A 22,970-nucleotide genomic window follows, 5' to 3' on the forward strand; every position below is an offset into this window, starting at 1 on the left:
ACGTTTCGTGCTGCGCTGCAAGGTACCGCCGACCGCACGGCGGTGCTACCATGCCGCGCAGAGACACAGCCGCCCAACGCCTCCACAAGAGGCTGCGAGGCGGTTGCCCACAACTGCAGGTGTCGGTGATCCCGACCACACGCCCCATAGAGGAAGGAGCACCTATGAATGCCCCCCTGACCACCCCGGTCAGCGACGCCATCCGCCGCGCGCTCGCCAATGTTTCCCTCGACGACAAATACACGCTGGAGCGTGGCCGCATCTACATCAGCGGCACGCAGGCGCTGGTACGCCTGCCCATGCTGCAGCAGGAGCGCGATCGCGTCGCCGGGCTGAACACCGCCGGTTTTATCTCCGGCTACCGGGGGTCGCCGCTGGGCGCGCTGGACCAGTCGCTGTGGAAGGCCAAGAAGCACCTGGCCGCGCACAACATCGTGTTCCAGGCCGGGCTGAACGAGGATCTCGCCGCGACCTCGGTATGGGGCTCGCAGCAGGTCAACATGTACCCCGATGCCAAATTCGATGGCGTGTTTGGCATGTGGTACGGCAAGGGGCCGGGCGTGGACCGCACCGGCGACGTGTTCAAGCACGCCAACTCGGCCGGCTCGTCGCGGCATGGCGGCGTGCTCGTGCTGGCCGGCGACGACCACTCGGCCAAGTCGTCGACGCTGGCGCACCAGTCGGAGCACATCTTCAAGGCCTGCGGCCTGCCGGTGCTGTATCCGTCGAACGTGCAGGAGTATCTGGACTACGGCCTGCACGGCTGGGCCATGAGCCGCTATTCCGGCCTGTGGGTGGCGATGAAGTGCGTGACCGACGTGGTGGAATCGTCGGCATCGGTGGAGCTGGACCCGCACCGCGTGCAGATCGCGCTGCCGGAGGATTTCATCATGCCGCCGGGCGGCCTGAATATCCGCTGGCCCGACCCGCCGCTGGAACAGGAAGCGCGCCTGCTCGACTTCAAGTGGTACGCGGGCCTGGCCTATGTACGCGCCAACAGGCTGGACCGCATCGAGATCGATTCGCCGCACGCGCGCTTCGGCATCATGACCGGCGGCAAGGCCTACCTTGATACGCGCCAGGCCCTGGCCGACCTGGGCCTGGACGATGCCACCTGCGCGCAGATCGGCATCCGCCTGTACAAGGTCGGCTGCGTGTGGCCGCTGGAAGCGCATGGCGCGCGCGCGTTTGCCGAGGGCCTGCAGGAAATCCTGGTGGTCGAAGAGAAGCGCCAGATCATGGAGTACGCGCTCAAGGAAGAGCTGTACAACTGGCGCGACGATGTCCGTCCCAAGGTCTACGGCAAGTTCGACGAGAAGGACAACGCCGGCGGCGAATGGTCGATCCCGCAGAGCAACTGGCTGCTGCCAGCGCACTATGAGCTGTCGCCAGCGATCATCGCCAAGGCCATCGCCACGCGGCTAGACAAGTTCGAGCTGCCGATGGACGTGCGCGCGCGCATCACCGCGCGGCTGGCCATCATCGAGGCCAAGGAAAAGGCGCTGGCCACGCCGCGCGTGACCGCCGAGCGCAAGCCGTGGTTCTGCTCGGGCTGCCCGCACAACACCTCCACCAACGTGCCCGAGGGCTCGCGCGCGCTGGCCGGCATCGGCTGCCACTACATGACGGTGTGGATGGACCGCAATACCAGCACCTTCAGCCAGATGGGCGGCGAAGGCGTGGCGTGGATCGGCCAGGCGCCGTTCGCGGGCGACAAGCATGTGTTCGCCAACCTGGGCGATGGTACGTACTTCCATTCGGGTCTGCTGGCGATCCGCGCGTCGATCGCCGCGGGCGTCAACATCACCTACAAGATCCTGTACAACGATGCGGTGGCGATGACCGGCGGCCAGCCGGTGGACGGCCAGCTGTCGGTGCAGGACATCGCCTGGCAGGTGCATAGCGAGGGCGCGAAGAAGATCGTCATCGTCACCGACCAGCCGGAGAAGTACAACGCGGCGATCAAGCTGCCCCAGGGCATCGACATCCATCACCGCGACCAGCTCGACAGCGTGCAGCGCGAGCTGCGCGAAGTGCCGGGCTGCACCATCCTGATCTACGACCAGACCTGCGCCACCGAAAAGCGCCGCCGCCGCAAGCGCGGCACGATGGAAGACCCGGCGCGCCGCGTCTTCATCAACGATGCGGTGTGCGAAGGCTGCGGCGATTGCTCGGTCAAGTCGAACTGTTTGTCGGTGGAACCGCTGGAGACCGATTTCGGCACCAAGCGCCAGATCAACCAGTCGTCGTGCAACAAGGACTTCTCGTGCCTGAACGGCTTCTGCCCGAGCTTTGTCTCGGCCGAAGGCGCGCAGGTGCGCAAGCCCGAGCAGCATGGCGTGTCGATGGACAGCCTGCCCGCGCTGCCGGCGGCCGAGCTGCCGCCGATCCGCCGTGCCTACGGCATCCTGGTGACCGGCGTGGGCGGTACCGGCGTGGTGACCATCGGCGGCCTGCTGGGCATGGCAGCGCACCTGGAGAACAAGGGCGTGACCGTGCTCGACATGGCGGGCCTGGCGCAGAAAGGCGGCGCGGTGCTGTCGCACGTGCAACTGGCCGCGCGTCCCGAGGACCTGCACGCAACCCGCATCGCGATGGGAGAAGCCGACCTGGTGATCGGCTGCGATGCAATCGTGTCCGCCACCGACGAAGTCATCTCCAAGACCCAGGCGGGCCGCACCCGCGCCGTGGTCAACACCGCGCAGACGCCGACCGCCGAATTCATCAAGAACCCGAAGTGGCAGTTCCCGGGCGTGTCGGCCGAGCAGGACGTGCGCAACGCCGTCGGCGAGAAGTGCGACTTCATCAACGCCAGCGGCCTCGCCGTGGCGCTGCTGGGCGATGCCATCTACACCAACCCGCTGGTACTCGGCTATGCGTGGCAAAAGGGCTGGATCCCGCTGACGCTGCAGGCACTGGAACGCGCCATCGAACTCAACGGCGTGGCCGTCGAGAAGAACAAGGCCGCGTTCGACTGGGGCCGCCACATGGCGCACGACCCGGAGCACGTGCTGTCGCTGACCGGCAAACTGCAGACCACCGCCGAAGGCGCGGAAGTGGTCAAGCTGCCCACCTCGACCGGCGCGATGCTGGAGAAGCTGATCGCCCGCCGCATGGAGCACCTGACGGCTTACCAGGACGCCGCTTACGCGCGCACCTACCGCGAAGCCATCGACCGCGTGCGCGCGGCCGAAAGCGCGCTGGCTGGCAGCGGCAAGCCGCTGCCGCTGACCGAGGCCGCGGCGCGCAACCTGGCCAAGCTGATGGCGTACAAGGACGAGTACGAGGTGGCGCGGCTCTATACCGATCCCGTCTTCCTCGACAAGCTGCGCGCGCAGTTCGAAGGCGAACCGGGCAAGGACTACCAGCTCAACTTCTGGCTGGCTCCGCCGACAACGGCCAAGCGCGACGGCAAGGGTCATCTGGTCAAGCGCAGGTTCGGTCCGTCGACGATGACGCTGTTCCGCATGCTGGCGAAGATGAAGGGCCTGCGCGGCGGCATGTTCGATGTCTTTGGCAAGACCGGGGAACGCCGCACCGAGCGCGCGCTGATCGGCGAATACCGTGCCCTGCTCGATGAGCTGGTGGCGGGCCTGAGTGCCGCCAACTACGACACCGCCGTGGCGCTGGCCAACCTGCCCGACGATATCCGGGGCTTCGGGCACGTGAAGGAGAACAACCTGAAGGCGGTACGCGGGCGCTGGCAAAAACTGCTGGAGCAGTTCAGGCATCCGGAAACGGCGCAGCGGGCCGCGTAAGGCGCTGCCCTCTCCCGCTTGCGGGAGAGGGCCTGGGAGAGAGCGGACACAATCGGTCCGCTCGCGCCGTTGCACTACGGCTGCGCCAGCTCCTTTTCCCCCGGCTTCACATACATCGAATTTTTCGGCTGCGACAATACCCGGCGCACCATCGGTTCGAAGAACGACAACGGCAGCGTGTCGTAGTCCGTCATGAACGCCGCCGCATCGTACTTGCGGCAGAACTCGGCCGTGCGCTCGAACAGCTCCGGCTGATTGCGATACTGCTCGCGCAGGTTGCGATCGAGCCCGAGGTGATGGAAGAAATAGTAGCCCTGGAACACGCCATGCTTTTCCACCATCCACAGGTTCTCGGCACTGACAAACGGCTTCAGGATCGCTGCCGCGATATCGGGATGGTTGAAGCTGCCGAGCGTATCGCCAATATCGTGCAGCAGCGCGCAGACCACGTATTCCTCATCCTGCCCGTCCCGGTGCGCCAGCGTCGCGGTCTGCAGCGAATGGGTGAGCCGGTCCACCGGGAAACCCCCGCAATCGCCATCGAGCAGCCGCAGGTGCGCCAGCACGCGGTCGGGCAGCGCCCGCGCATACGGCATGAACTCGGCGGAAATCGCCGCCCAGTCCTCGCGGGTACCCTGTTCCATATGGCTGAAGCTTGCGCGCGCGGGCGCGTGGGTGTCGCTCATGCTGGTCTCCTTTTGTGGGAGGGTGCGCGAGGGCCGCACATCCGCTCGTCATGTTGTGCTGGCATTGTGGCACCCGCAGCGGCGCTACACTGTCAAAAAGCTAACAATGTGCCGGCATATTGCGGCGCACCACCGGTTCACAGCAGCCACAGACTGACGAACAAGGAGACGACATGACGTTCCACGGAAGCTGCCACTGCGGCAACATTGCCTTCGAGGTCGAGGCCGAAAGCATCCCGAGCGTGATCCGCTGCAATTGCTCGATCTGCCGCCGGCGCGGCCACCTGCTGTGGTTCGTGCCGCGCGCGACGTTCAAGCTGGAAACCCCAGACAGCAATGCATCGACGTACCGCTTCAACACCATGAAGATCGCGCATCGCTTCTGCCCGGTGTGCGGCTGCGGCCCTTACGCCGATGGCCAGGACAAGGACGGCAAGCCGATGGCGGCGGTGAACGTACGCTGCCTGGACAATGTCGACCTGGACAGCCTGAAGGTCATCGACTACGACGGCCTGCACCACTGACGCCCGCCATGTTCCGCATCCTCGATCTCGACCACCTGGTGCTGCGCACAGCCGATGTCGAAGCGCTGCGACGGTTCTATGTCGACGTGCTGGGCTGCAGCGTCGAGCGCGAACAGCCCGACTTCGGCCTGACGCAGCTGCGCGCGGGCAGCGCGCTGATCGACCTGGTCTCGCTGGACGGCCCGCTGGGCCGCGCCGGTGGCGCGGGGCCCGGCGCCGAGGGGCGCAACCTCGACCATTTCTGCCAGCGCATCGAACCGTTCGACGAGCCCGCGCTGCGCGCCTGGCTGTCCCGGCACGGCGTACAGGCCAGCGAGGTGGCGCAGCGCTTCGGCGCCGAAGGCAAGGGCCCGTCGCTCTACGTCAGCGACCCGGACGGCAACGTGGTGGAACTGAAGGGTCCGCCGCTCGGGTGACCACGCCGATTGCCGCGCCGGTGACCGAACAGTAACGCGCTGCCGCAGCCGTGCGGTTGCACGGCGTGCGCGCCGGATCGCTACAATTTCCCACTGGTCCCGCGCGCCGCCAGCCATGGCGCCACTCCTCGCCGGGACCCGCCATGACATCGCTAGAAGCCAGCTCCGACACGGACGCCGCCAGTACCGATTCTTCCGCAGACGCCAGTCCGGCACGCGCCGGCCCCGCGCAGCCGGCCACGCCGCCACGCCGGCTGGTCTGGATCCTCGGCCTGACCGAGACCATCTCCTGGGGCACGCTGTTTTTCGCCTTCACCGTCTTCATCGAGCCGATGATCCGCAGCACTGGCTGGTCCAGGCCATTCCTCGCGGGCGGCTATTCGCTGGGGCTGCTGGTGTGGGCGATGTGCTCGTTCGCTGTGGGCCGGCTGCTCGACCGAGCGCCGGCGCGCAAAGTGATGGGCGCCGGTTCGGTGCTGGCCGGTATCGGGCTGCTGCTATGGGCATGGTCGCCCTCCCCCGCCATGTTCCTGCTGATGTGGGTGCCGATCGGGCTGGCCATGTCCACCACGCTGTACGAGCCCGCCTTCGTAGTGCTGCGCCAGGCCTATGGCGACCAGTACCAGAAGCCGATCATGATCGTCACGCTGATGGCCGGCTTTGCCAGCACGATCTTCGTGCCGCTGGCGCAATGGCTGGTGCTGCATGTCGGCTGGCGGCCCACGCTGGTCGGCTTTGCCGCGCTGAACCTGCTGGTCTGCGCGCCGCTGCACGCACGCATGCGCTACGCCATGCATCCCACCTACAGCGGCACGCCGACCGCCGGCGCCGACGCGGGCAGCGCCGGCATCGCGCGCACCACGCTGCGCCAGCCGGTGTTCTGGGCCGTGGTGCTGGCCTTCACCGCGACCGCGGTGGTGGCTTCGCTGCTGGGCGCGCACCTGATCCCGATGCTGACCGAAAAAGGCCTGCCGGTGTCGCAGCAGCTGGCGGTGGCCGCGCTGATCGGCCCGGCGCAGGTGGCGGGCCGCATGCTGATGATGCGCGCGGCAGTGCGCCACCCGGTGCGGCTGTCGCTGCCGGTCTACCTGCTGATGAGCGCGGGACTGCTCTGCTTCGCGCTGGGCCACGGCGCCTGGCTGATGGTGGCCGCGGTGCTGTATGGCTGCGCCAACGGCGTCAACACGATGCTGCGCGCGATGGCCATGCCCGAACTGATCTCGCGCCACCACTACGCCACGCTGAACGGCCTGATGATGACGCCGGTGCTGCTGATGCAGGCCGCCGCGCCGTGGCTGGGCGCGCTGCTGTGGCGGGCCGCGGGCGGCTACTGGCTGATGCTGTGGGTCATGCTGGCGCTGGCCCTGGCCGCGCTGCTGGCTTTCGGCTACGCGCTGCACCGGCGCGGGCTGCTGCGCCTCGCGGGTACCGCGCCGTAGCGCTGCCCTTGTCGCCCGGATGCACGACAATAAGGGCTTTTGCGGCCGGGCCAACGGCGCCGGCCGTGCTGCTGCATCACGATGTCCGATTCCAACCCGCCACCCGGCACCGCCCCGCTCGCCATCGCTTCGTCCTCGCCGGGCGCGCTCGCGCGCGCCACGCGCGGCACCATGGCACTGTTCTTCGTCAACGGCGCCACCTTTGCCACCTGGGGCGTGCATATCCCGACCATCAAGGCACGTTTCGAACTGTCCGACGCGATGCTGTCGCTGGCGATGCTCGCCGTCGCCGGAGGCGCCCTCCTGGCGATGGGGCCGGTCGGGCGCTGGGTCGCGCGCGTCGGCAGCGCACGCGCGGCCACGGCCAGCGGGCTGGTTTTCGCGCTGGCCACGGTGGCCATCCTCGCCATGCCATCGTTCTGGTGGCTGCTGCCCGCGCTGGTGGCGTTCGGCATGGCCAATGCCGGCTTCGACGTGGCCATGAACGCGCAGGCCGCCACGGTGGAGGCGAGCCGCCCGCGTCCGGTGATGTCGGCGCTGCATGGCATGTTCAGCCTGGGCGGCATGGCCGGCGCGGCCTTCGGCGGACTGATGCTGGCGCTGGGGGTGGCGCCGCTCGCGCACGCGGCGATGATGGCGGGGGTGACCGCGCTGGCCGCGCTCGCGGCCATGCCCGGCCTGCTGCCTGACCACCCGGTGATGCCTGGCGCCGCGCACCATCGCGACCATGCGGTGCGCGCGCTGTGGCTGCTCGGCCTGCTGGCCTTCCTGGGTCTGATCGGCGAAGGCGCGATGTATGACTGGACCAGCGTCTACATGCGCGATGTGACCGGGGCGCCGACCGGCTGGATCAGCCTGGGCTACGCGGCCTTCTCCGGCGGCATGGCTTGCGGGCGCTTCGGCGGCGATCGCCTGCGCGCGCGCCTGGGCGATGGCGCAACCCTGGCCGGCAGCGCCTGGCTGGGCTTTGCTGGCATCGTGCTGGCGCTGGTGGCGCCGCTGCCGCTCGCGGCGTTGGCGGGCTTCACGCTGATGGGACTGGGCGCGGCCAACATGGTGCCGATCTTCTTCGTGGCCGCCTCACGGCTGCCCGGGGTGGCGCCGGCCGAGGCGATCTCGCGCGTGGCGCGCTTCGCGTACCTGGGGCTGCTGCTGGGGCCGGTGCTGATCGGTGGCGTAGCACACCTGGCCGACCTGCGCTTGGGACTGGCCGTGGTGGCGCTCACCATGGGCTGGATCGCGCTGGCCGGCGCACGCTCGGCGCGGCGCTACCTGCCGCCGCGCAAGGAGAGCCGCTGAGGTGCGGCTGAGGTGCGGCTGAGGTGCGGCTGAGGTGCGGCTGAAGCCAGCTCAGGCGGCCGCGCGCAGCGGCGTGCCGGCGCCTGTCCCCTCGAACACGAAGCTGTCCATCGCCAGTACGCCGTAGGTGACCTCATCTGCCACCCGGACAACGCTGGCCGGCGGCGTACCCACACCCGCGCTCCGTGGCCCCAGCGCTGCGCCCAGCGCCACGTAGAACGGCAGCAGGTGCTCGTCGGTCGGGTGCGCGCGGCGGGCGTAAGGGGCCTGGGCTCGGTAGTCGGCAATGCGACCAATATCGCCGGTGGCCAGTGCCTCGTCCAGCGCGTCGCGCATCCAGCCGCGGAAGGCCTCGACGTACGGCTCGGCCCGTGGCCCATGCTGGTCGCGGCGGCTGCCGCTGCCGAACACTTCCTGCAGGTTGTGCGTGAAGCTGCCCGAAGCCAGCACCAGCACACCTTCCTCGCGCAGCGGCGCCAGGGCGCGGCCGATCTCGACCTGGATGGCGGGCGACAGGTAAGGATTCAGCGCCAGTTGCACCACCGGCACGTCGGCTTCCGGAAAGAAATGGCGCATCGGCATCCAGGCGCCGTGGTCGAGCGGCCGTTCGTCGTCCTCGCCGACAAACCCGGCGCCGGGAATGGCGGCGGCCTCGACCAGCGCCTTGACGCGCGCGGCCAACGCCGGCGAGCCCGGGGCGTCGTAGCGCAGCGCGTACAGCTCGCGCGGGAAGCCGCCGAAATCGTGCCAGGCTTCCTGGCGTTCGCGGCTGCTCACCGCCAGCGTGCTGTAGATCCAGTGCGCCGATACCACCAGCACCGCGCGTGGCGGCTGCGTGCGCAGGCGCTCGCCAAGTGCGTCGAAGGCCACGCCGGTGGGACCGGGGTCGATAGCGAGCATGGGCGAACCGTGCGAGATAAACAGTGCGGGAAGCATGGCGTCGTGTCTCATTGATCTGCTCATTGGATTGGTGTGCTTGCCATTGAGTTTGGCAAAGATCAGTCCCCGGAACGCCCCGCTTTTGCGCATCTTTCGTGCAAAAAAACTGAACCGGCATGCGCCGCGTGGGCTGGGCCACACATCGTCGCAGCCATGCCGGGACCTTGGCGGGCACCGCGCCCTATGATGCAGCCGAGGGGCAAGTGCCTTACCCGGCAAGCCCCTGGGCCAATGCATGACACCGCCAGCACGCCCCGTGTGCCGGATAGCCGGAGAGTTCGTGGTACCAAACCCGCTGCGCCGCCCCGGGCGGCGCTTCCCCCTTCCCGCCCACTGGTGGCAGCCGGGTGTCTATGGCAGCGCGCCGGCGGTCGCGCTGTGGATCGCGGCCAGGCTGCCGGCGCAGTGGCTGTGGTTGCTCGCCGGCCAGCCGGATGCCGGCGAATGGCTGAACCAGGCGGGCGATACGGTGTTTGTTGCCGGCTGGGCCGGCAGCGCGCTGATGCTGTGGCTGGGCCGTCACAGGCCTGCGCCGGCTGCCGGATCCGCAGGGGCTGAAAAATGCGGCACGGTCGATATCAGCGATGTTGGCGATGCGGGCGCGCAGCGGACACCAAGCCGCCATCCGGCAGCCTGATACTGGAGCCTTGCCGCCGCTTCCGCGCGATTCAAAGCCTCGGCAAACCGATCTGAAAACTTTTGCGCTCCGTTCGCACGCTTGCCCACATGGCTAGAATGCGTCGGATGGCTGCCGCCTCACGGCGCCGCGTGAGCCGTGTGCAAGGGGAACACCCATGTCCGTACGCCTGCCGACTGACCGACTTCGCGCCAGCCGGCGCCGCGCTGGCCGCTGGCGCGCCGCAGCGGCTGCGCTCGGCTTGCTGGCCGCGGGGACAGCGCACGGCCAGGCCGCCGGCAACGGGCTGCAACTGGTGGGTGCCAACGTGCAGCGGCACGCCAACGCGGTGCTGTCGCTGATGGCATATTCCGTGGTGCCCGACCTGACTTCCAGCTCGCTGTCGATCAACAATGCCACCACCGACGATCCCGGCGTCGTCATGTCGCAACTCGGCGGCGGCTTCACCATCAGCAAGTCGTTCCCGCTCTATCTGGAAGGCGCGATCGCCTACAGCCGCTACGATCCCACCTTTGTTGCCAGCAACGGCACCGAATCGCGCTCCATCCCGACCCGGTGGAACACCTTCTCCGGCACCATCGGCATCGGCTGGGATTTCCCCATCACCGCCAACAAGGAACTGGTGATCCGGCCGATCTTCAATTTTTCGCTGGGCAACGTCTCGAGCGACCTGTCGATCGGCAAGTTCGCGGTGGAGCAGACCACCGACCGGCAGATCGAATTCCTCGATGGCGGCAGCCTGAACGCGTACGGCCTGGGCGGCTCGCTGATGCTGGACTGGGAGCACTACCGCGAGAACTACGAAGTCGACGTCGAACTGCGCTACACCAGCATCCATTTGCAGAGCTTCGGCGGCTCCTCCAGCGCGGTGACCGGTTCGGCGACGGCGCAGACCGCCAACCTGTGGGCACGCTGGCGGGCACCCACGGGCCTGCGCGCGCTCGACCGGCCGGTGCGCTATGTGCTGGAGCTGTCGCATTCGCACTATTTCGGCAGCCAGGCCGGCATTCTCGGCTTCAACTACCTGACCACGCTCGGCACCGGGCTGGAGCTGGATACCAGTGCGCACGAGGTGTTCGTCACGCGGATACGGGCAGTGGTGCGCTATGTGTTCGGCAACAATGTGTCGGGGGTATCGCTGGGACTCGCGGCGAGCTTCTGACGCCCGCTGCGGTGCGGGCCGCTCAGTTCTCCTCGTCCCCTTCCCTGTAGATATGGATCACATGCCGCGCCTCGAAGCACAGCGGCATGCCGGGCGCCATCTCATCGGTGCAATACGGCTGGTTGTCCAGTTCGCCGGTATAGAGGCCGCCCTCGCGCCCGTTCACGATCACCCACATCCGCTCGACGTGGACCTCCTCGCTGCCGTCTTCGTCGGCAACCAGGATGCGGAAGATCAGCTTGACCTGCTGGCCGGGGACCAGCGCGTCGCGTTCTTCGCGGGGGGGAATCCAGAAAGTGTCGGGATGGGCGGCGGCGATGGGCTCGCCGTCATCCAGCTCCCAGCCGTCTTCATCCAGGGTCGTCAATCGCATGTCCATTTTCAGCCTTCCGCAATGTCTCGGGTGCGGGCATGATCGCAGCAAATGCGGCGCGCCGCGAGCCGCTTGAGCGACTACTTGAACGACCACTTGAGCGGCCGCCGCACCGGATCCATCGAAAACGGGAGAAAGGTTACGCATGACAAGCAACAAGGAAGCGCAGGCAGCCCCGGCGGCGCCGGTGCGCTGCGGATGGTGCGGCACGCTGGAAGACTATTGCCATTATCACGACCACGAGTGGGGCTTCCCGGTCGCGGATGACCGCCGCCTGTTCGAGAAGCTGTGCCTGGAGGGCTTCCAGTCGGGCCTGAGCTGGCTGACCATCCTGCGCAAGCGCGAGGCCTTCCGCAAGGCCTTTGCCAACTTTGACATCGACAAGGTGGCGCGCTTCGGCGAGCGCGATATCCAGCGCCTGCTCGGCGATGCCGGCATCGTGCGCCACCGTGGCAAGATCGAGGCCGCCATCAACAATGCCCAGCGGGCGCGCGAGTTGCTCGAAACCGAATCGTCGCTGGCCGCCTATTTCTGGCGCTTCGAGCCCGATCTGGCCAGCCGGCCCGAGGTGCTGACGCCCGAGGTGCTGCGCACCATGGCGATCTCGCCAGAATCCACGGCGCTGTCCAGGGACCTGAAGAAGCGCGGCTGGCGCTTTGTCGGACCGACCACCATGTACGCGCTGATGCAGGCAATGGGCCTGGTCAACGACCATCAGGAGGGCTGCGCGACGCGGGCCGAGGTGATACGGGCGCGCAAGGCATTCAAGGTGCCGCGTTAACGGTCGTCGCCCGCGGTATACGCCCACCCCGGCGACCCGCTTGCGATCGGCGCCTTGTTCAGCGCCTGAGCGCTGCGATCAGTGCAACGGTCTTGATGTTGGTTCTTACATTGTTTACGTATGTAAACATAGTAGTAGTAGGTAAACCAGCCGCCGCGCCGTGGATAAGTCACCTTTCCTCTTTCGCCTCAAGGACTTGCGAGAAAGATAACTGCGGTGCCAGCACAGCCGTATACGTGAACAGCCCGGCCCCTGCGTATACATGAGCGGCAACGGCATGGCGGTTATTCGTATACGTCCCACAGCGCGCCCCCAGGCGGGGCACAGCTTGTCCGGCGAGTTATCCCCAGGCGCGGGCGCAGATGTCCACAGCCGCCTAGCCGGCGGCGGTCATCCTGGCCACGTATACGGGGTCGACATGCGTCATCACGTTGAGCACGTGATGGTGCTCGAGCGCGCGGCGCCGTGCCTCGACGGCGATCGCATGGCCCTGCGCCACGGTCAGGGAGCCATCGATCTCCAGGTGCACATCGACCAGCACCTGGTCGCCCATCTTGCGCGTGCGCAGGTCATGCAGGCCCTGCACGCCCGGCGTGCCGAGCAGGGTCGCCTCGATCGCCGCGACGGTTTCCTCGTCCGCGGCGCGGTCCATCAGGTCATTGAGCGCATCCCAGCCAAAGCGCAGGCCCATGCGCGCCACCATCAGCCCGACCACGATCGCGGCCACCGGGTCCAGCATGTGGTAACCGAGCAGGTTGCCGCCGATGCCCAGCGCCACCACCAGCGACGAGGCCGCGTCGGAACGCGCATGCCAGGCATTGGCGACCAGCATGCCGGAACGCACGCGCCGCGCCGCCGCCAGCAAGTAGCGGAACAGCAGTTCCTTGGAAACCAGCGTGGCCAGCGCCACCCACAGCGCCAGCGCCTGAACCGGCTGGGCGCCACCCGGGTGCTGCAGCTTGCCCACCGCGGCCCACAGCATGCCGGCGCCGACCGCCAGCAGCAGTCCGCCCAGCGCCAGCGACGCAGCGGTTTCAAAGCGCAGGTGCCCGTACTGGTGGTCCGCGTCGGGATCCTTGCGGCTTTGCCATGCGGCCAGCAGCACCACGAAGTCGGAGAGCAGGTCGGACAGCGAGTGTGCCGCGTCGGCCAGCAGCGCCTGCGAGCCGGCGACCACGCCCGCGACGCCCTGCGCCGTGGTCAGCCCGATATTGACCGCCACGCTGACCAGCGTGCTGCGCCGGCCGGCGCGGTGGCGCGCGTCGGCTTCGCCCGCGGTTGCCGCGGTGGCGTCGTCCGGCAGGCCGGGGCCGAAGCCAAAGCGTTTTTCGGATTCCGATTCCATCGCGCGACTATAGCCCAGGATACGCCGGCGCCCCATCGCATTGCCCGACGTGCATGCGTTGCCTGGATCGTGGCGATTTCGTAACAGCGCTGGCGAAGTTCTTGCGCCGCCCTTACCGTAGTCATTGACCGGCATGCCGGTCAATGCAAGGAGGGCCCCAACGATGGCGATTCGGTCACTTGCCTCGCACAGCACGTCACAACTGCGCCGCCTGGTCGGCCAGATGCAGGCGGAAGTCGACGCACTGGAACAACTGTCCACTCCCGATGCCGATGCGCAAAGCCGGCTCGGCTACGCCACCGCGCGGCTGCGCGACGGCATCGAGGCCGTGGAAGACGCGCTGCAATCGCTGCGCGTGCTGCAACAGGTACGGCCTTCGGCAATGAAGGCCCGGCGCCCGACGCGGGTGGCGTAGGACGGCGGGCGCTGCGGGCGCCGGCTTCAGCCCGGCACGATTGACCTGGAGGCGCCCCGATTGCGTCCAGCCGTGCGGCGCATCATCATCAAACGATTCAATCGGCTTCAGAAAAGATTGAATTCTGCCGGCCAGTCCGCGCTGCTAGAGTGCCCTTTGCCGCCCCGGGGCCAGAAGCCAGGCCATCAACGCGGGCCGGCTATTCCAAGACACAAGCGAGGAGACTTTGATGACGAAACGCGTACTGGTGACCGGCGCCCTGTTGGCTGCCATCTTCGTCGCCGGGCAGGCCGCCGCCCAGCAACAGCCGCAGGCACAGCCGGTGCAACCGGCACAACCGGCACAACCGGCACAACCACAGAAGCCGATGACTGCCCAGGAGATGAAGGCGGCGTTCGCAGAAAAATTCAAGTCTGCCGATACCGACAGCGACGGCAAGCTGACCCGCCAGGAAGCCGAAGCCGGCATGCCCGAGGTGGCGAAGAACTTCGACAAGATCGACCGCAAGAAGACCGGCTATGTCACGCAGAAGCAGGTGGGCTCTTACGCTGTCGCCAAGGCCAAACAGCGCAAGACGGCCCAGGATCCCAGTTCGCTGAACTGAAGCCAGCCGACCCGGCTTCCTTGAGGGAGGACCCCAGAAACGAAAACGCACGGCATGAGATGCCGTGCGTTTTTTAGAAAATCCTGGTGGACCGAAGGAGGATCGAACTCCCGACCTCTGCATTGCGAACGCAGCGCTCTCCCAGCTGAGCTATCGGCCCGTCGCGGACGATTGTAGCCTACTTCGGCAGCGGCCTTCAATCCTCCCCGGCTGGCATGAGGACACCGCACAACATCAGGCGGCGATGCCTGGGTTGCCGTTCATCCCACGCACTCTGGGCTCGTTCAGCGGCCGCGCCGTGACCTCCTTGGTGCTGCGCAGCCACTGCGCCATCACGTCCCAGACCGGTGCCCCGCCAGCTTCCCGCGCTTCTTCTGCCACCGGCGCCCAGCCCGCCACCTTGTAGGTCTTGCCAGCCTCCAGCGGCTTGCCCGCGAGGTGCATGTCGGTGATGCGCTTGCCCATGCCGGCGGTGGGATCGATGGTGTACTGCAGGCCGCCGACGCGCACCATGTCGCCGCCCTGCTGGTAGTACGGGTCGGGATTGAACAGGTTGTCTGCCACGTCTTCGAGGATGGTCTTGATGGTCTCGCCGGTCATTGCCGTCACGGTCGTGTACGGGTAGGTGATGGCAGTCTGGTCCATCAGGTGTTCCATGGTGATGGCCTGCCCCGGCAGCAGCGTGGTGCCCCAGCGGAAACCCGGCGAGAACGCGATCTGCGCGCCCTGCACCTGCATCAGGCCGTCCAGGATCAGCTGGTCGAAGGTGCCGTTGAAATTGCCGCGGCGGTACAGCATGCCGCGGTTGAGGGCAAGGACTTCGGCGAGCTTCTGTTCGTACGGTGCCCGAACCTTCCTGATGAGCGCGTCCATGGCCGGGTCGGCCGGCAGGTAATTGGCGAACACCGGCAGCAGCCGGTAGCGGAAATCGGCGACCTTGCCGCCTTTCATGTCGAAGTCCAGCACGCCGAGGAACTTGCCGTTGGAGCCGGCATTGGTCACCAGCGTGGTGCCGCCAGCGTTCTTCACTGCCACCGGCGCGGGCACGCCGTCATGGGTGTGGCCGCCGAGGATGGCATCGAGCCCGCGCACGCGCGAGGCCAGCTTCAGGTCGACGTCCATGCCGTTGTGCGACAGCAGCACCACCGCCTGCGCACCCTTGCCGCGCGCCGCATCGATGACCTGCTGCAGGTTTTCTTCCTGGATGCCGAAGGTCCAGTCCGGCACGAAATAGCGCGGATTGGCAATCGGCGTGTACGGGAAGGCCTGGCCGATGATGGCCACCGGCACGCCATTGATCTCGCGGATCACGTACGGATCGAACACCGGGTCGCCGAAATCGTTGGTCTTGATGTTCTGCGCCAGGAAGGCGACCTTGCCCTTGAAGTCCTTGTCGACGATTTCCTTGACGCGGTCCGCGCCGAGCGTCATTTCCCAGTGCGGCGTCATCACGTCGACGCCGAGCGCCAGCGCCGCATCGACCATGTCCTGCCCCTTGGTCCAGAGCGCCGTGGCCGAGCCCTGCCAGGTATCGCCGCCGTCGAGCAGCAGCGCGCCCGGCCTGCCTGCCTTGAGCCGCTTGACCAGCGTGGCGAGGTGCGCAAACCCGCCGACCTTGCCGTAGCGGCGCGCGGCCTCGTTGAAATCGAGGTAGGTGAAGGCATGCGCCTGCGGCGTGCCGGCGCGGATACCATAGTGGCGCAGCAGCGTCTCGCCGACCAGGTGCGGCGGCTTGCCGGCGTAGTCGCCGATGCCGAGGTTGACGCTGGGTTCGCGGAAATGCACCGGCCGCAGCTGCGCGTGGCAGTCGGTGAAATGCAGCAGGTGGACGTTGCCGAAGCGCGGCAGGTCATACATCGACTCGGCGACCTGCGCGGCGTGCGCGTCCTGGTGGGGGAAAGTCATGCCGCCGGCGCCGGCGATGGCCAGCACCTGCAGGAACTCGCGTCGGTTCATGTCTCGTCCTGTGGATAAGTGCGTGCCGGTGGGCGCGTGGCGTCCGGCATCGCATCGCTATGGCTTTGCGTAACGCTCCAGCGCGGCCACGTCGTCTTCGAGCATCTCGCCCACTTCCTTCTGCACCACGCGCCCGCGCGCGTCGATCACGTACAGCTCGGGCAGGCCCTTGCGCTTGCCGAACACCGCCTGCAGCGCAGCGGAATCCATCGTCGCCGGGAAGGTGTAGCCGCGCTTCTTCATGTAATCGGCGGCTTCGCGCGGATCCTTGTCGATGCTGATGGCCAGCACCTGCAGCGGCGTGCCGCGCGTGCGCTCGTACAGCTTCTGCAGGCGCGGGTTCTGCATCGCGCAGAACGGGCACCACGAGGCCCAGTATTCGACCACCAGCGGCTTGCCGGCCAGGGCGGCGGCGCGCAGCGTGCGGCCGTCGAGCGTCTGCACGTCGGGCAGGCGCACGGTGTCGCCCACTTCCAGCGCGGCGCCGCCGCCGGCTGCGCAGGCCAGGCCCGCGGCCAGCAGCCAGCGCAGCAGGACGGCACGCGCGCCCGCACGCATGGGGCTTACTGGTTGACCGGCGAGGCCGGGTCGAGCAGCAGCGCCATCACGTCGCGGATCTGGGCCTCGGTCAGGATGCCCTTGTGGCCGAACCGCGGCATGTTGGAGCAGGCCGAATAGGCGTTCGAATCCCAGATCTTGCCCCAGGTGTACTTGATGACTTCCTGCGAGTTGCCGCGCAGCTTGCCGTACTGGTACAGCGACGGGCCGATATTGCCGAACGAGATCTCGGCCTTGGTCATCTGGTGGCAGGCGTAGCAGTTGCCGCCGTTGGTGCCGCCGACCTGGTCGGTGAACTGCATGCCGCGGCCGTTCTGCGCGACCTTCTCGCCTTCCTTCCAGTCGCCGAGCCAGTTGCTGTCGGCGGGATATTTCACCTGCTTGAGCTCGGCGGCCTCGATCTTCTTCGCCAGCTTGTCCGGCACCTTGCTGCGGTCCGGGTACTGGCTGCAGGCCTGCTGCATGGTGTCCTGGTTCAGCACCCCTTCCACGGTGGCCGGACCCCTTGACGAAAACGAGTCCTCGATCAGGTGCTTCATGTCGGCGTTGCTGACAGCGGCAGGCTTGCCCTTGGCGGGGCGGGCTGCCTTGGCGTTGTCCTGTGCGTGCGCGCCGGTTGCCAGCAGGGTGGCCAGCGCCGCGAGCGCCAGTGCCTTGGTGTGTCGTTGCATGTTGTCTCTCCCGTACTGGTCAGCGCTTCATCGCCGGGCCGTCGTAGGTGCCGCCGTTGGCGTTCTTGGCCAGGAACATGGTCAGCGCGGTGATCACGTCCGAGCCATAGGCGGGTTCGGGAAAGCGTTGCTGGCGCAGGCAGTCGTACAAGCGGTGCTGCATCGAGCGGACTTCGCCCTGCGACACGCGGTACGCCGGCCAGGTGGTGTAGGCAGCCTGGGCGCCCTTGTCGGTCAGCAGGTTGGGCAGGTCCTGCAGGCGGATGCGCTGGCCGTCGACCGCGTGGCAGGTGGCGCAGGCAAAGTCATAGGCGCCGCCGCGGTAGAAGAACATCTTCTGGCCGAGGGCGTAGGTGCGCTTCTCTTCCGGATGGTTGAGCTGCACGTTCACCTTCACGCCGCGCGATTCGCCGGTCAGGTAGGCAACCAGGCGTTCGATATCGGACGGCTTGCCCGAGGCCGAGAACGGGTTCCTGGTCGCCTCTTCTTTCGTGAGGCCCTGCAGCGTCACGCGGCACCAGGCCAGACGCTGCTCCAGGTCCATCACCTTGTTGGCGTCCTTGAAGTAGCGCGGCAGCTCGGCGTAGGCGCCCTTGGTCACGCCCGGGCCCTTGCCCAGGTCGCATTGCTCGAGCGAGACGTTTTTGGGGCCGGCCGGCTTTTTCCACAGCTCTTCGCCGGCGGCTTCCCACAGTTCGGCGGGATTGCCTTCGGCCAGCATCTGGCGGTACTTGGCGATTTCGTCGGCGGTGCTGCCCTGCGCATGCACGGCGGCAGCGCCTGCGGCCGCGGCGGTGGCGGCCAGGGCCAGCGCGGCGCGCCGGGCCAGGCTTCGGATCGGTTTCATGGGGCTTCTCCTCGCGGCCGCGCCTTGCGGGACGGGCCGCTTTTTCTCGCTTCTTCTCTTGTCTTGCCGTCAGGCTGCGCCAGCCCGGCTCAGGGCTTGATATAGGCGTAGCCTTCCTCGGCCTGCAGGCGGGCGATCTCAACCACGCCGGCCTGTACCACTTTTGCTTCCATCAACAGCTGCGATTCGGTAATCCTGCGCGCGGTCAGCGTATTGCGGCAAACGCGGAACTCCACACCCTCGGCGGCCAGCGCGCCCACCGGGCTGTCGAAGCTGTTGCCGCGCGCATCCTTGGCGCCTTCGACCAGGAAATCGATACCATAGCCGAAAGCGACCACCACGATCTTGGTGCCGGGGGCGCCATTCAGGTGGTTGCGCAGGTTGCCCATCGCGCGCACCGCCTGGTCGATGCCTTCGGACAGCTGGTACACCACCTTCACGCGCCCGCCCTTGCCTGCACCCGCCGGCGCCGACTGGGCCGAGGCCTTGGCCGCCAGGCCGATGGCTGCCAGGGCCGCCGATGCTCGAATAAATGCTCGCCGCATAATGCTCCTTCCGCCCGGGTCCGTCCCGGCATTTCGCCCCGAACCTTAGCAGAGGACGGCGCGGCGTGCCGGCAACATGTCGGGCAACGGCCGGGATCGCGCGGCCTCAGGCGATGGTCGCTTCGTCGGTGCGCTTGTCGCCCTTGTTATCGACCCAGGTCACGGCGACCTTGTCGCCCTTGGCGCCGCCCTTGAACTTGAAGTTCAGGAACGGGTCCTTGGACACCGCCGGGCCGAACTGGGCGCGGAACACTTCCTTGCCCTTGCACTGGGCGGTCACGGTCTGGATATGCCAGGCCGGGATGACCTTGCCGGACGCATCCTTGCGCTGGCCCGTCTCCATGTCGTGCTTCATCAGGATTTTTACATCAACCACGCCGCCGTTCTCGGTGGCGCGTACGCGCATCGGGTCTGCCATGTGTTTCTCCGGTTGCAGTTAGCGGAAATCTCGGTAACGGGGGTGAGGGCGTGCCGGCGTCAGCCGCCGCAGCCGCCCAGCGTGACCTTGATTTCCTTCGATGCCACGTACCACTTGCCGCCGGCCTTGACCGCGGCGTGCACCACCGAGGTCTGGCCCATCTTCACGCGCGTGGAGACGAACGGTTCGGTGCCGGCCGGGATGATGAAGTCGGCGGCCAGGGTATTGGGGTTTTTTTCCACCAGGATCGCGATCTGCTCGGTATCCGGGATGGTGCTGGTCACGGCCACCGGCACCACGGCGCCGTTCTCGGCGATGTCGGGGGCGTTGAAGGTGATGGCGGTGCTTTTTTCGGTGCCGCTGCCGCCGAGCGCCTTGATCACGTCGGCAACGCTCTTGCCGTCAAAGGCGGTCTTGTTCCACTCGGCCGCCTGCGCTTCGCTGATCAGGCCGGTGGCGGCCATCAGCGACAGGACAGCGGTGACCCGCAGCACTTCTCGTCGTTTGGAATTCATGTCTTTGCTCTCCGGCTACTCCGTCCCAATCGGTTTGCGTGACCGCTTTGGCGGTACTCGTTGGTGTGTCTGTCCAGCTTGTGCCCTGCGTACTGCGTGTGTCCTGCTCGCGGCCGGTGCATTGCCGGCCGCTGGATCTGTCCAGGTCGGGTCGGCTTGCGCCGTCCGGCCCGTTGCATCGGTGGACTGCCCCTTCGGGCGGTCAGGCTTTACTTGGCGGGCGCGCCTGCGAGCACCCACTCGACCACGGTCTTCAGGTCGGCGTCGCTGATGGCGGCGTTGGCCGGCATCGGCACCGGGCCCCAGACGCCCGAACCACCGCTCTTGACCTTCTTGCTCAGGGTCGCCAGGGCGTTCTTGTCGCCCTTGTACTTGGTGGCGACTTCCTTGTAGGAAGGACCGACCAGCTTCTTGTCGACCTGGTGGCAACCCATGCAGGCGTTCTTGTTGGCGATCTCCTGTGCCTTGGCGGCATCGACCGCGTGAGCCGATGCGGCGGCGCCCAGCATCAGCGCTGCGATGACAAACTGCTTCATTGTTAAGCTCTCCAAGCTCTGTAAAGCCGTGGGGACGGCAAAGGCCGCTCGGCACGCCCGACACGTGCGGCAAGCTGCTTCGCGGCATACACCGGCCGCCGCCTCGGGGGCACTGCGACGGCCAGCCCGCTATTTTGCCTCAAGAATCCACCCCACCATGGCATGGACGTCCGAATCGGGGATCTGCGGCTGCGGCGGCATCGGTACGCTGCCCCAGGCGCCCTGTCCGCCTGCCTTGACCTTCCTGGCCAGCGCGCCGTGCGCGTCCTGGCCCTTGTACTTGCCGGCGATGTCCGCGAACGACGGGCCGACCAGCTTCCTGTCCATCGCGTGGCAGGCCACGCACTGGTACTGGCTGGCCAGCCTGGCGCCGGCCGGCGCGGGCACTGAAGCGCCGGATGCAGCACCCGCAGGCATCGCCGCGCTTGCTGCCACGCCACGTACCGGGCCAAAGGCGCGCTGCTGCTGCGCCAGGTCGCCGTGCGCGCCGCGGGCATGGTCAGGCATCGCCGAGGTAATCGAAACCTGCCCGGAGCAGTCCTTCATGCAGGCGGTATTGCGCGTGTCCGGGCGGCCGCGGCCGGGCCACAGGCCATGGTTTGTGGTCATGCCGTCGCGGTTGGGCATGTGCGCCTGCACGCTGGCGATATTGGCGTCCGACAGCGTGAAGTCGGCCGGCACGATCTCGCCCAGGTGCAGCATGTAGGCGGTGACGGCATAGACCTCGCCGACGGACAGGCTCTTGGGCGCATTCCACGGCATGGCGCGGTGGATGTAGTCCCACAGCGTGCTGACCGTGCTGACCTTCATCAGCGTGGTGCGATACGGCTGGTTGCCGGTCATGGCGGCGACGCGGCCGCGCCTGCTGTCCTCGGCCGTGGTGCCGCCTACGAGCGGCGTGAAGACCTCGTTGGACTCGCCGAAATCGCCGTGGCAGGACGCGCACTTGCCATCCCAGACCTTCTGCCCTTGCGCCACGGTGCCGCTGCCTTTGGGCAGGCCCTTGAAATCCGGGCGCACGTCGATATCCCAGGCGGCCACTTCGGCCGGGGTGGCGGTGCGGCCAATTGCCGCACGGGCGTCGGCCGTGCCGGCGGCCGAGCATGGCGCCACGCAGGCGGCGGCCAGCGCCAGCATGGCGGCGCAGCGTTCAGCCCACATGGACATTGGACACCTCCCCGCCCGCTGCCACCTGCCAGCTCTGGATCGCGTTGTTGTGATAGATCGAGCGCGTGCCGCGCACGGCGCGCAACTGCGCCATCTTCGGCTGCACGTAGCCGGTATCGTCGATGGCGCGGCTCTGCAGGATCGCGGGACCACCGTCCCAGACCCAGTCCAGGTTGAAGCGCGTCAGGCACTTGGACAGCACCGGCGATTCCAGCCGCGCGGTGCGCCAGTTGCGGCCGCCGTCGGCCGAGACATCGACCCGCGTAATGCGCCCGCGCCCCGACCATGCCAGCCCGCTGATGTTGTAGAACCCCTTGCCCACCAGTTGCTGGCCGCCCGACGGCGTGGTGATTACCGACTTGCACTCCTGGATCGAGGTGTACTGGCGCAGTTTGCCGTCCGGCATCATGTCCACGTAGTGGATGGTTTCGTCCTTGGCGTTCCACGGCTGGTCGCCCAGTTCCAGCCGGCGCAGCCACTTGACCCACGACACCCCCTGCACGCCCGGCACGACCAGGCGCAGCGGGTAGCCGTTCTCGGGGCGCAGCATCTCGCCGTTCATGGCCCAGGCGACGATGATCTCGTCGGCCAGTTCCATCGGGATGGTGCGGGTCATCGACGAGCCGTCGCCGCCCTCGGCCAGCAGGTAGCGGCCGCGGCGCAGGTCGGCTTTGGCGTCGTCCAGCAGCACGCGCAGCGGCACGCCGGTGAACTCGCAGCACGACAGCATGCCGTGCGTGTATTGCACCGTCGGCACGGCGACGTTGCCCCACTCCATGCCGGTGTTGGCCCCGCATTCGATGAAATGCATGCGCGACACCGCCGGCAGGCGCATCAGGTCGTCCATGGTGTAGACGCGCGGCGCGCGCACCAGGCCGTTGATCATCAGGCGGTGGCGGGCCGGGTCGATATCGTGCCAGCCCTGGTGGTGGCGCTCGAAATGCAGGCCGTTGGGGGTGATGATGCCGAAGAAACCCTGCAGCGGCGCGAACGCGACCGACGCCGCCGCCACGCGCGTCAGGCCCGGCGACTCGCGCCGGATCAGGTTTTTCTCATGGACCGAGGGCTGGCCATAGGGCCGGGCCGCGACCGGCTGGCCGAGCGAAGTGGCCCAGGGCTGGGGCTCGAGGATGGCGGGATCGCCGTCCGCCGCCAGCGCGTGCCGGCCGGCGGTGGCGGCGGCGAGGCCTGCCGCGGCGCCCAGGAAGCTCTTGCGCAGGAAGTTCCGCCGCGGCGCGTCCAGGCCGTGCCGGCCGATGTCCTGCTGCAGCGATGCGCTGACGAAGTGCTCGGGCGCGGGCACGATGCGCCCGGGCCGGTTCCGTTCCTGCAATGCCGTCTCCTCCGGCAGCTTGCGTCCGTGGGGCCGCGCCGCCTGT

The 22,970-nt window shown here is 67.6% G+C and carries 24 protein-coding genes and 1 tRNA gene; 10 read left to right on the plus strand and 15 right to left on the minus strand.

What is annotated here, in order from left to right:
- Window positions 1-164 precede the first annotated feature (164 nt).
- Window positions 165-3,758, plus strand: coding sequence for an indolepyruvate ferredoxin oxidoreductase family protein (locus J8I82_RS23965; RefSeq protein WP_209761353.1), 3,594 nt, complete (start codon window positions 165-167; stop codon window positions 3,756-3,758).
- Window positions 3,759-3,832: 74 nt separating this feature from the next.
- On the opposite strand, the gene J8I82_RS23970 is transcribed toward J8I82_RS23965, so the two are convergent.
- Window positions 3,833-4,444 carry an HD domain-containing protein gene (locus tag J8I82_RS23970; RefSeq protein WP_209761354.1) on the minus strand — a complete coding sequence of 204 codons (612 nt, stop codon included), beginning with the start codon at window positions 4,442-4,444 and terminating at the stop codon, window positions 3,833-3,835.
- A gap of 173 nt (window positions 4,445-4,617) precedes the next feature.
- On the opposite strand from J8I82_RS23970, the gene J8I82_RS23975 reads away from it, so the two are divergent.
- The 4 genes from J8I82_RS23975 to J8I82_RS23990 all read left to right on the plus strand — a co-directional run bounded on the left by J8I82_RS23975 (window position 4,618) and on the right by J8I82_RS23990 (window position 8,122).
- The gene (locus tag J8I82_RS23975; protein WP_209761355.1) at window positions 4,618-4,968 is read left to right on the plus strand and encodes a GFA family protein; all 351 of its coding nucleotides are present in this window, start codon (window positions 4,618-4,620) and stop codon (window positions 4,966-4,968) included.
- Window positions 4,969-4,976: 8 nt separating this feature from the next.
- The gene (locus tag J8I82_RS23980) at window positions 4,977-5,384 is read left to right on the plus strand and encodes a VOC family protein (protein ID WP_209761356.1); all 408 of its coding nucleotides are present in this window, start codon (window positions 4,977-4,979) and stop codon (window positions 5,382-5,384) included.
- 143 nt (window positions 5,385-5,527) lie between these two features.
- On the plus strand, window positions 5,528-6,823 hold the full coding sequence (locus J8I82_RS23985; RefSeq protein WP_209761357.1) for an MFS transporter: 1,296 nt from the start codon (window positions 5,528-5,530) through the stop codon (window positions 6,821-6,823).
- A gap of 171 nt (window positions 6,824-6,994) precedes the next feature.
- Window positions 6,995-8,122 (plus strand): MFS transporter, encoded by a 1,128-nt coding sequence (locus tag J8I82_RS23990; RefSeq protein ID WP_209761451.1) that lies wholly within the window; start codon window positions 6,995-6,997, stop codon window positions 8,120-8,122.
- A 51-nt stretch (window positions 8,123-8,173) separates the two neighbouring features.
- On the opposite strand, the gene J8I82_RS23995 is transcribed toward J8I82_RS23990, so the two are convergent.
- The gene (locus J8I82_RS23995; RefSeq protein ID WP_209761358.1) at window positions 8,174-9,058 is read right to left on the minus strand and encodes a DODA-type extradiol aromatic ring-opening family dioxygenase; all 885 of its coding nucleotides are present in this window, start codon (window positions 9,056-9,058) and stop codon (window positions 8,174-8,176) included.
- 283 nt (window positions 9,059-9,341) lie between these two features.
- On the opposite strand from J8I82_RS23995, the gene J8I82_RS24000 reads away from it, so the two are divergent.
- Entirely contained in the window at window positions 9,342-9,698 is a 357-nt protein-coding gene (locus J8I82_RS24000; protein WP_284183138.1) for a hypothetical protein, read from the plus strand.
- Window positions 9,699-9,855: 157 nt separating this feature from the next.
- Window positions 9,856-10,860 carry a hypothetical protein gene (locus J8I82_RS24005; protein WP_245180040.1) on the plus strand — a complete coding sequence of 335 codons (1,005 nt, stop codon included), beginning with the start codon at window positions 9,856-9,858 and terminating at the stop codon, window positions 10,858-10,860.
- Window positions 10,861-10,882: 22 nt separating this feature from the next.
- Here the strand turns inward: J8I82_RS24005 and J8I82_RS24010 are convergent, their stop codons facing one another.
- The gene (locus tag J8I82_RS24010; protein ID WP_209761359.1) at window positions 10,883-11,239 is read right to left on the minus strand and encodes a DUF2314 domain-containing protein; all 357 of its coding nucleotides are present in this window, start codon (window positions 11,237-11,239) and stop codon (window positions 10,883-10,885) included.
- A gap of 139 nt (window positions 11,240-11,378) precedes the next feature.
- On the opposite strand from J8I82_RS24010, the gene J8I82_RS24015 reads away from it, so the two are divergent.
- On the plus strand, window positions 11,379-12,014 hold the full coding sequence (locus J8I82_RS24015) for a DNA-3-methyladenine glycosylase I (RefSeq protein ID WP_209761360.1): 636 nt from the start codon (window positions 11,379-11,381) through the stop codon (window positions 12,012-12,014).
- Window positions 12,015-12,390: 376 nt separating this feature from the next.
- Here J8I82_RS24015 and J8I82_RS24020 read toward each other — a convergent pair whose 3' ends face one another.
- On the minus strand, window positions 12,391-13,359 hold the full coding sequence (locus J8I82_RS24020; protein ID WP_209761361.1) for a cation diffusion facilitator family transporter: 969 nt from the start codon (window positions 13,357-13,359) through the stop codon (window positions 12,391-12,393).
- 163 nt (window positions 13,360-13,522) lie between these two features.
- On the opposite strand from J8I82_RS24020, the gene J8I82_RS24025 reads away from it, so the two are divergent.
- Together J8I82_RS24025 and J8I82_RS24030 are read left to right on the plus strand one after the other, a co-directional pair.
- Entirely contained in the window at window positions 13,523-13,774 is a 252-nt protein-coding gene (locus J8I82_RS24025) for a hypothetical protein (RefSeq protein WP_209761362.1), read from the plus strand.
- A 229-nt stretch (window positions 13,775-14,003) separates the two neighbouring features.
- On the plus strand, window positions 14,004-14,378 hold the full coding sequence (locus tag J8I82_RS24030) for a calcium-binding protein (RefSeq protein ID WP_209761363.1): 375 nt from the start codon (window positions 14,004-14,006) through the stop codon (window positions 14,376-14,378).
- An 84-nt stretch (window positions 14,379-14,462) separates the two neighbouring features.
- On the opposite strand, the gene J8I82_RS24035 is transcribed toward J8I82_RS24030, so the two are convergent.
- The 11 genes from J8I82_RS24035 to soxC all read right to left on the minus strand — a co-directional run bounded on the left by J8I82_RS24035 (window position 14,463) and on the right by soxC (window position 22,924).
- Window positions 14,463-14,538, minus strand: a tRNA-Ala gene (locus tag J8I82_RS24035).
- A gap of 74 nt (window positions 14,539-14,612) precedes the next feature.
- Window positions 14,613-16,334, minus strand: coding sequence for a thiosulfohydrolase SoxB (gene soxB / locus J8I82_RS24040; RefSeq protein WP_209761364.1), 1,722 nt, complete (start codon window positions 16,332-16,334; stop codon window positions 14,613-14,615).
- A gap of 57 nt (window positions 16,335-16,391) precedes the next feature.
- Window positions 16,392-16,892 (minus strand): TlpA disulfide reductase family protein, encoded by a 501-nt coding sequence (locus J8I82_RS24045; RefSeq protein WP_209761365.1) that lies wholly within the window; start codon window positions 16,890-16,892, stop codon window positions 16,392-16,394.
- Window positions 16,893-16,897: 5 nt separating this feature from the next.
- On the minus strand, window positions 16,898-17,563 hold the full coding sequence (gene soxX / locus J8I82_RS24050) for a sulfur oxidation c-type cytochrome SoxX (RefSeq protein WP_209761366.1): 666 nt from the start codon (window positions 17,561-17,563) through the stop codon (window positions 16,898-16,900).
- A gap of 19 nt (window positions 17,564-17,582) precedes the next feature.
- Window positions 17,583-18,410, minus strand: coding sequence for a sulfur oxidation c-type cytochrome SoxA (gene soxA, locus J8I82_RS24055; RefSeq protein ID WP_209761367.1), 828 nt, complete (start codon window positions 18,408-18,410; stop codon window positions 17,583-17,585).
- An 89-nt stretch (window positions 18,411-18,499) separates the two neighbouring features.
- Window positions 18,500-18,955, minus strand: coding sequence for a DsrE family protein (locus tag J8I82_RS24060; protein WP_209761368.1), 456 nt, complete (start codon window positions 18,953-18,955; stop codon window positions 18,500-18,502).
- A gap of 106 nt (window positions 18,956-19,061) precedes the next feature.
- Window positions 19,062-19,373: a thiosulfate oxidation carrier complex protein SoxZ gene (gene soxZ, locus J8I82_RS24065; RefSeq protein ID WP_209761369.1), complete on the minus strand. Its 312-nt coding sequence runs from the start codon at window positions 19,371-19,373 to the stop codon at window positions 19,062-19,064.
- A gap of 59 nt (window positions 19,374-19,432) precedes the next feature.
- Window positions 19,433-19,888: a thiosulfate oxidation carrier protein SoxY gene (gene soxY / locus J8I82_RS24070; protein WP_063240926.1), complete on the minus strand. Its 456-nt coding sequence runs from the start codon at window positions 19,886-19,888 to the stop codon at window positions 19,433-19,435.
- Window positions 19,889-20,097: 209 nt separating this feature from the next.
- Window positions 20,098-20,424: a c-type cytochrome gene (locus tag J8I82_RS24075; RefSeq protein WP_035826540.1), complete on the minus strand. Its 327-nt coding sequence runs from the start codon at window positions 20,422-20,424 to the stop codon at window positions 20,098-20,100.
- Window positions 20,425-20,553: 129 nt separating this feature from the next.
- Window positions 20,554-21,591, minus strand: a complete 1,038-nt coding sequence (locus tag J8I82_RS24080; protein ID WP_209761370.1) for a c-type cytochrome — start codon at window positions 21,589-21,591, stop codon at window positions 20,554-20,556.
- On the minus strand, window positions 21,575-22,924 hold the full coding sequence (gene soxC / locus J8I82_RS24085) for a sulfite dehydrogenase (RefSeq protein WP_209761371.1): 1,350 nt from the start codon (window positions 22,922-22,924) through the stop codon (window positions 21,575-21,577). The genes J8I82_RS24080 and soxC overlap by 17 nt, the downstream gene beginning before the upstream one ends.
- Between the last annotated feature and the right edge of the window lie 46 nt (window positions 22,925-22,970).

This window comes from Cupriavidus consociatus, assembly GCF_017814975.1.
Classification (GTDB): Bacteria; Pseudomonadota; Gammaproteobacteria; order Burkholderiales; family Burkholderiaceae; genus Cupriavidus; species Cupriavidus consociatus.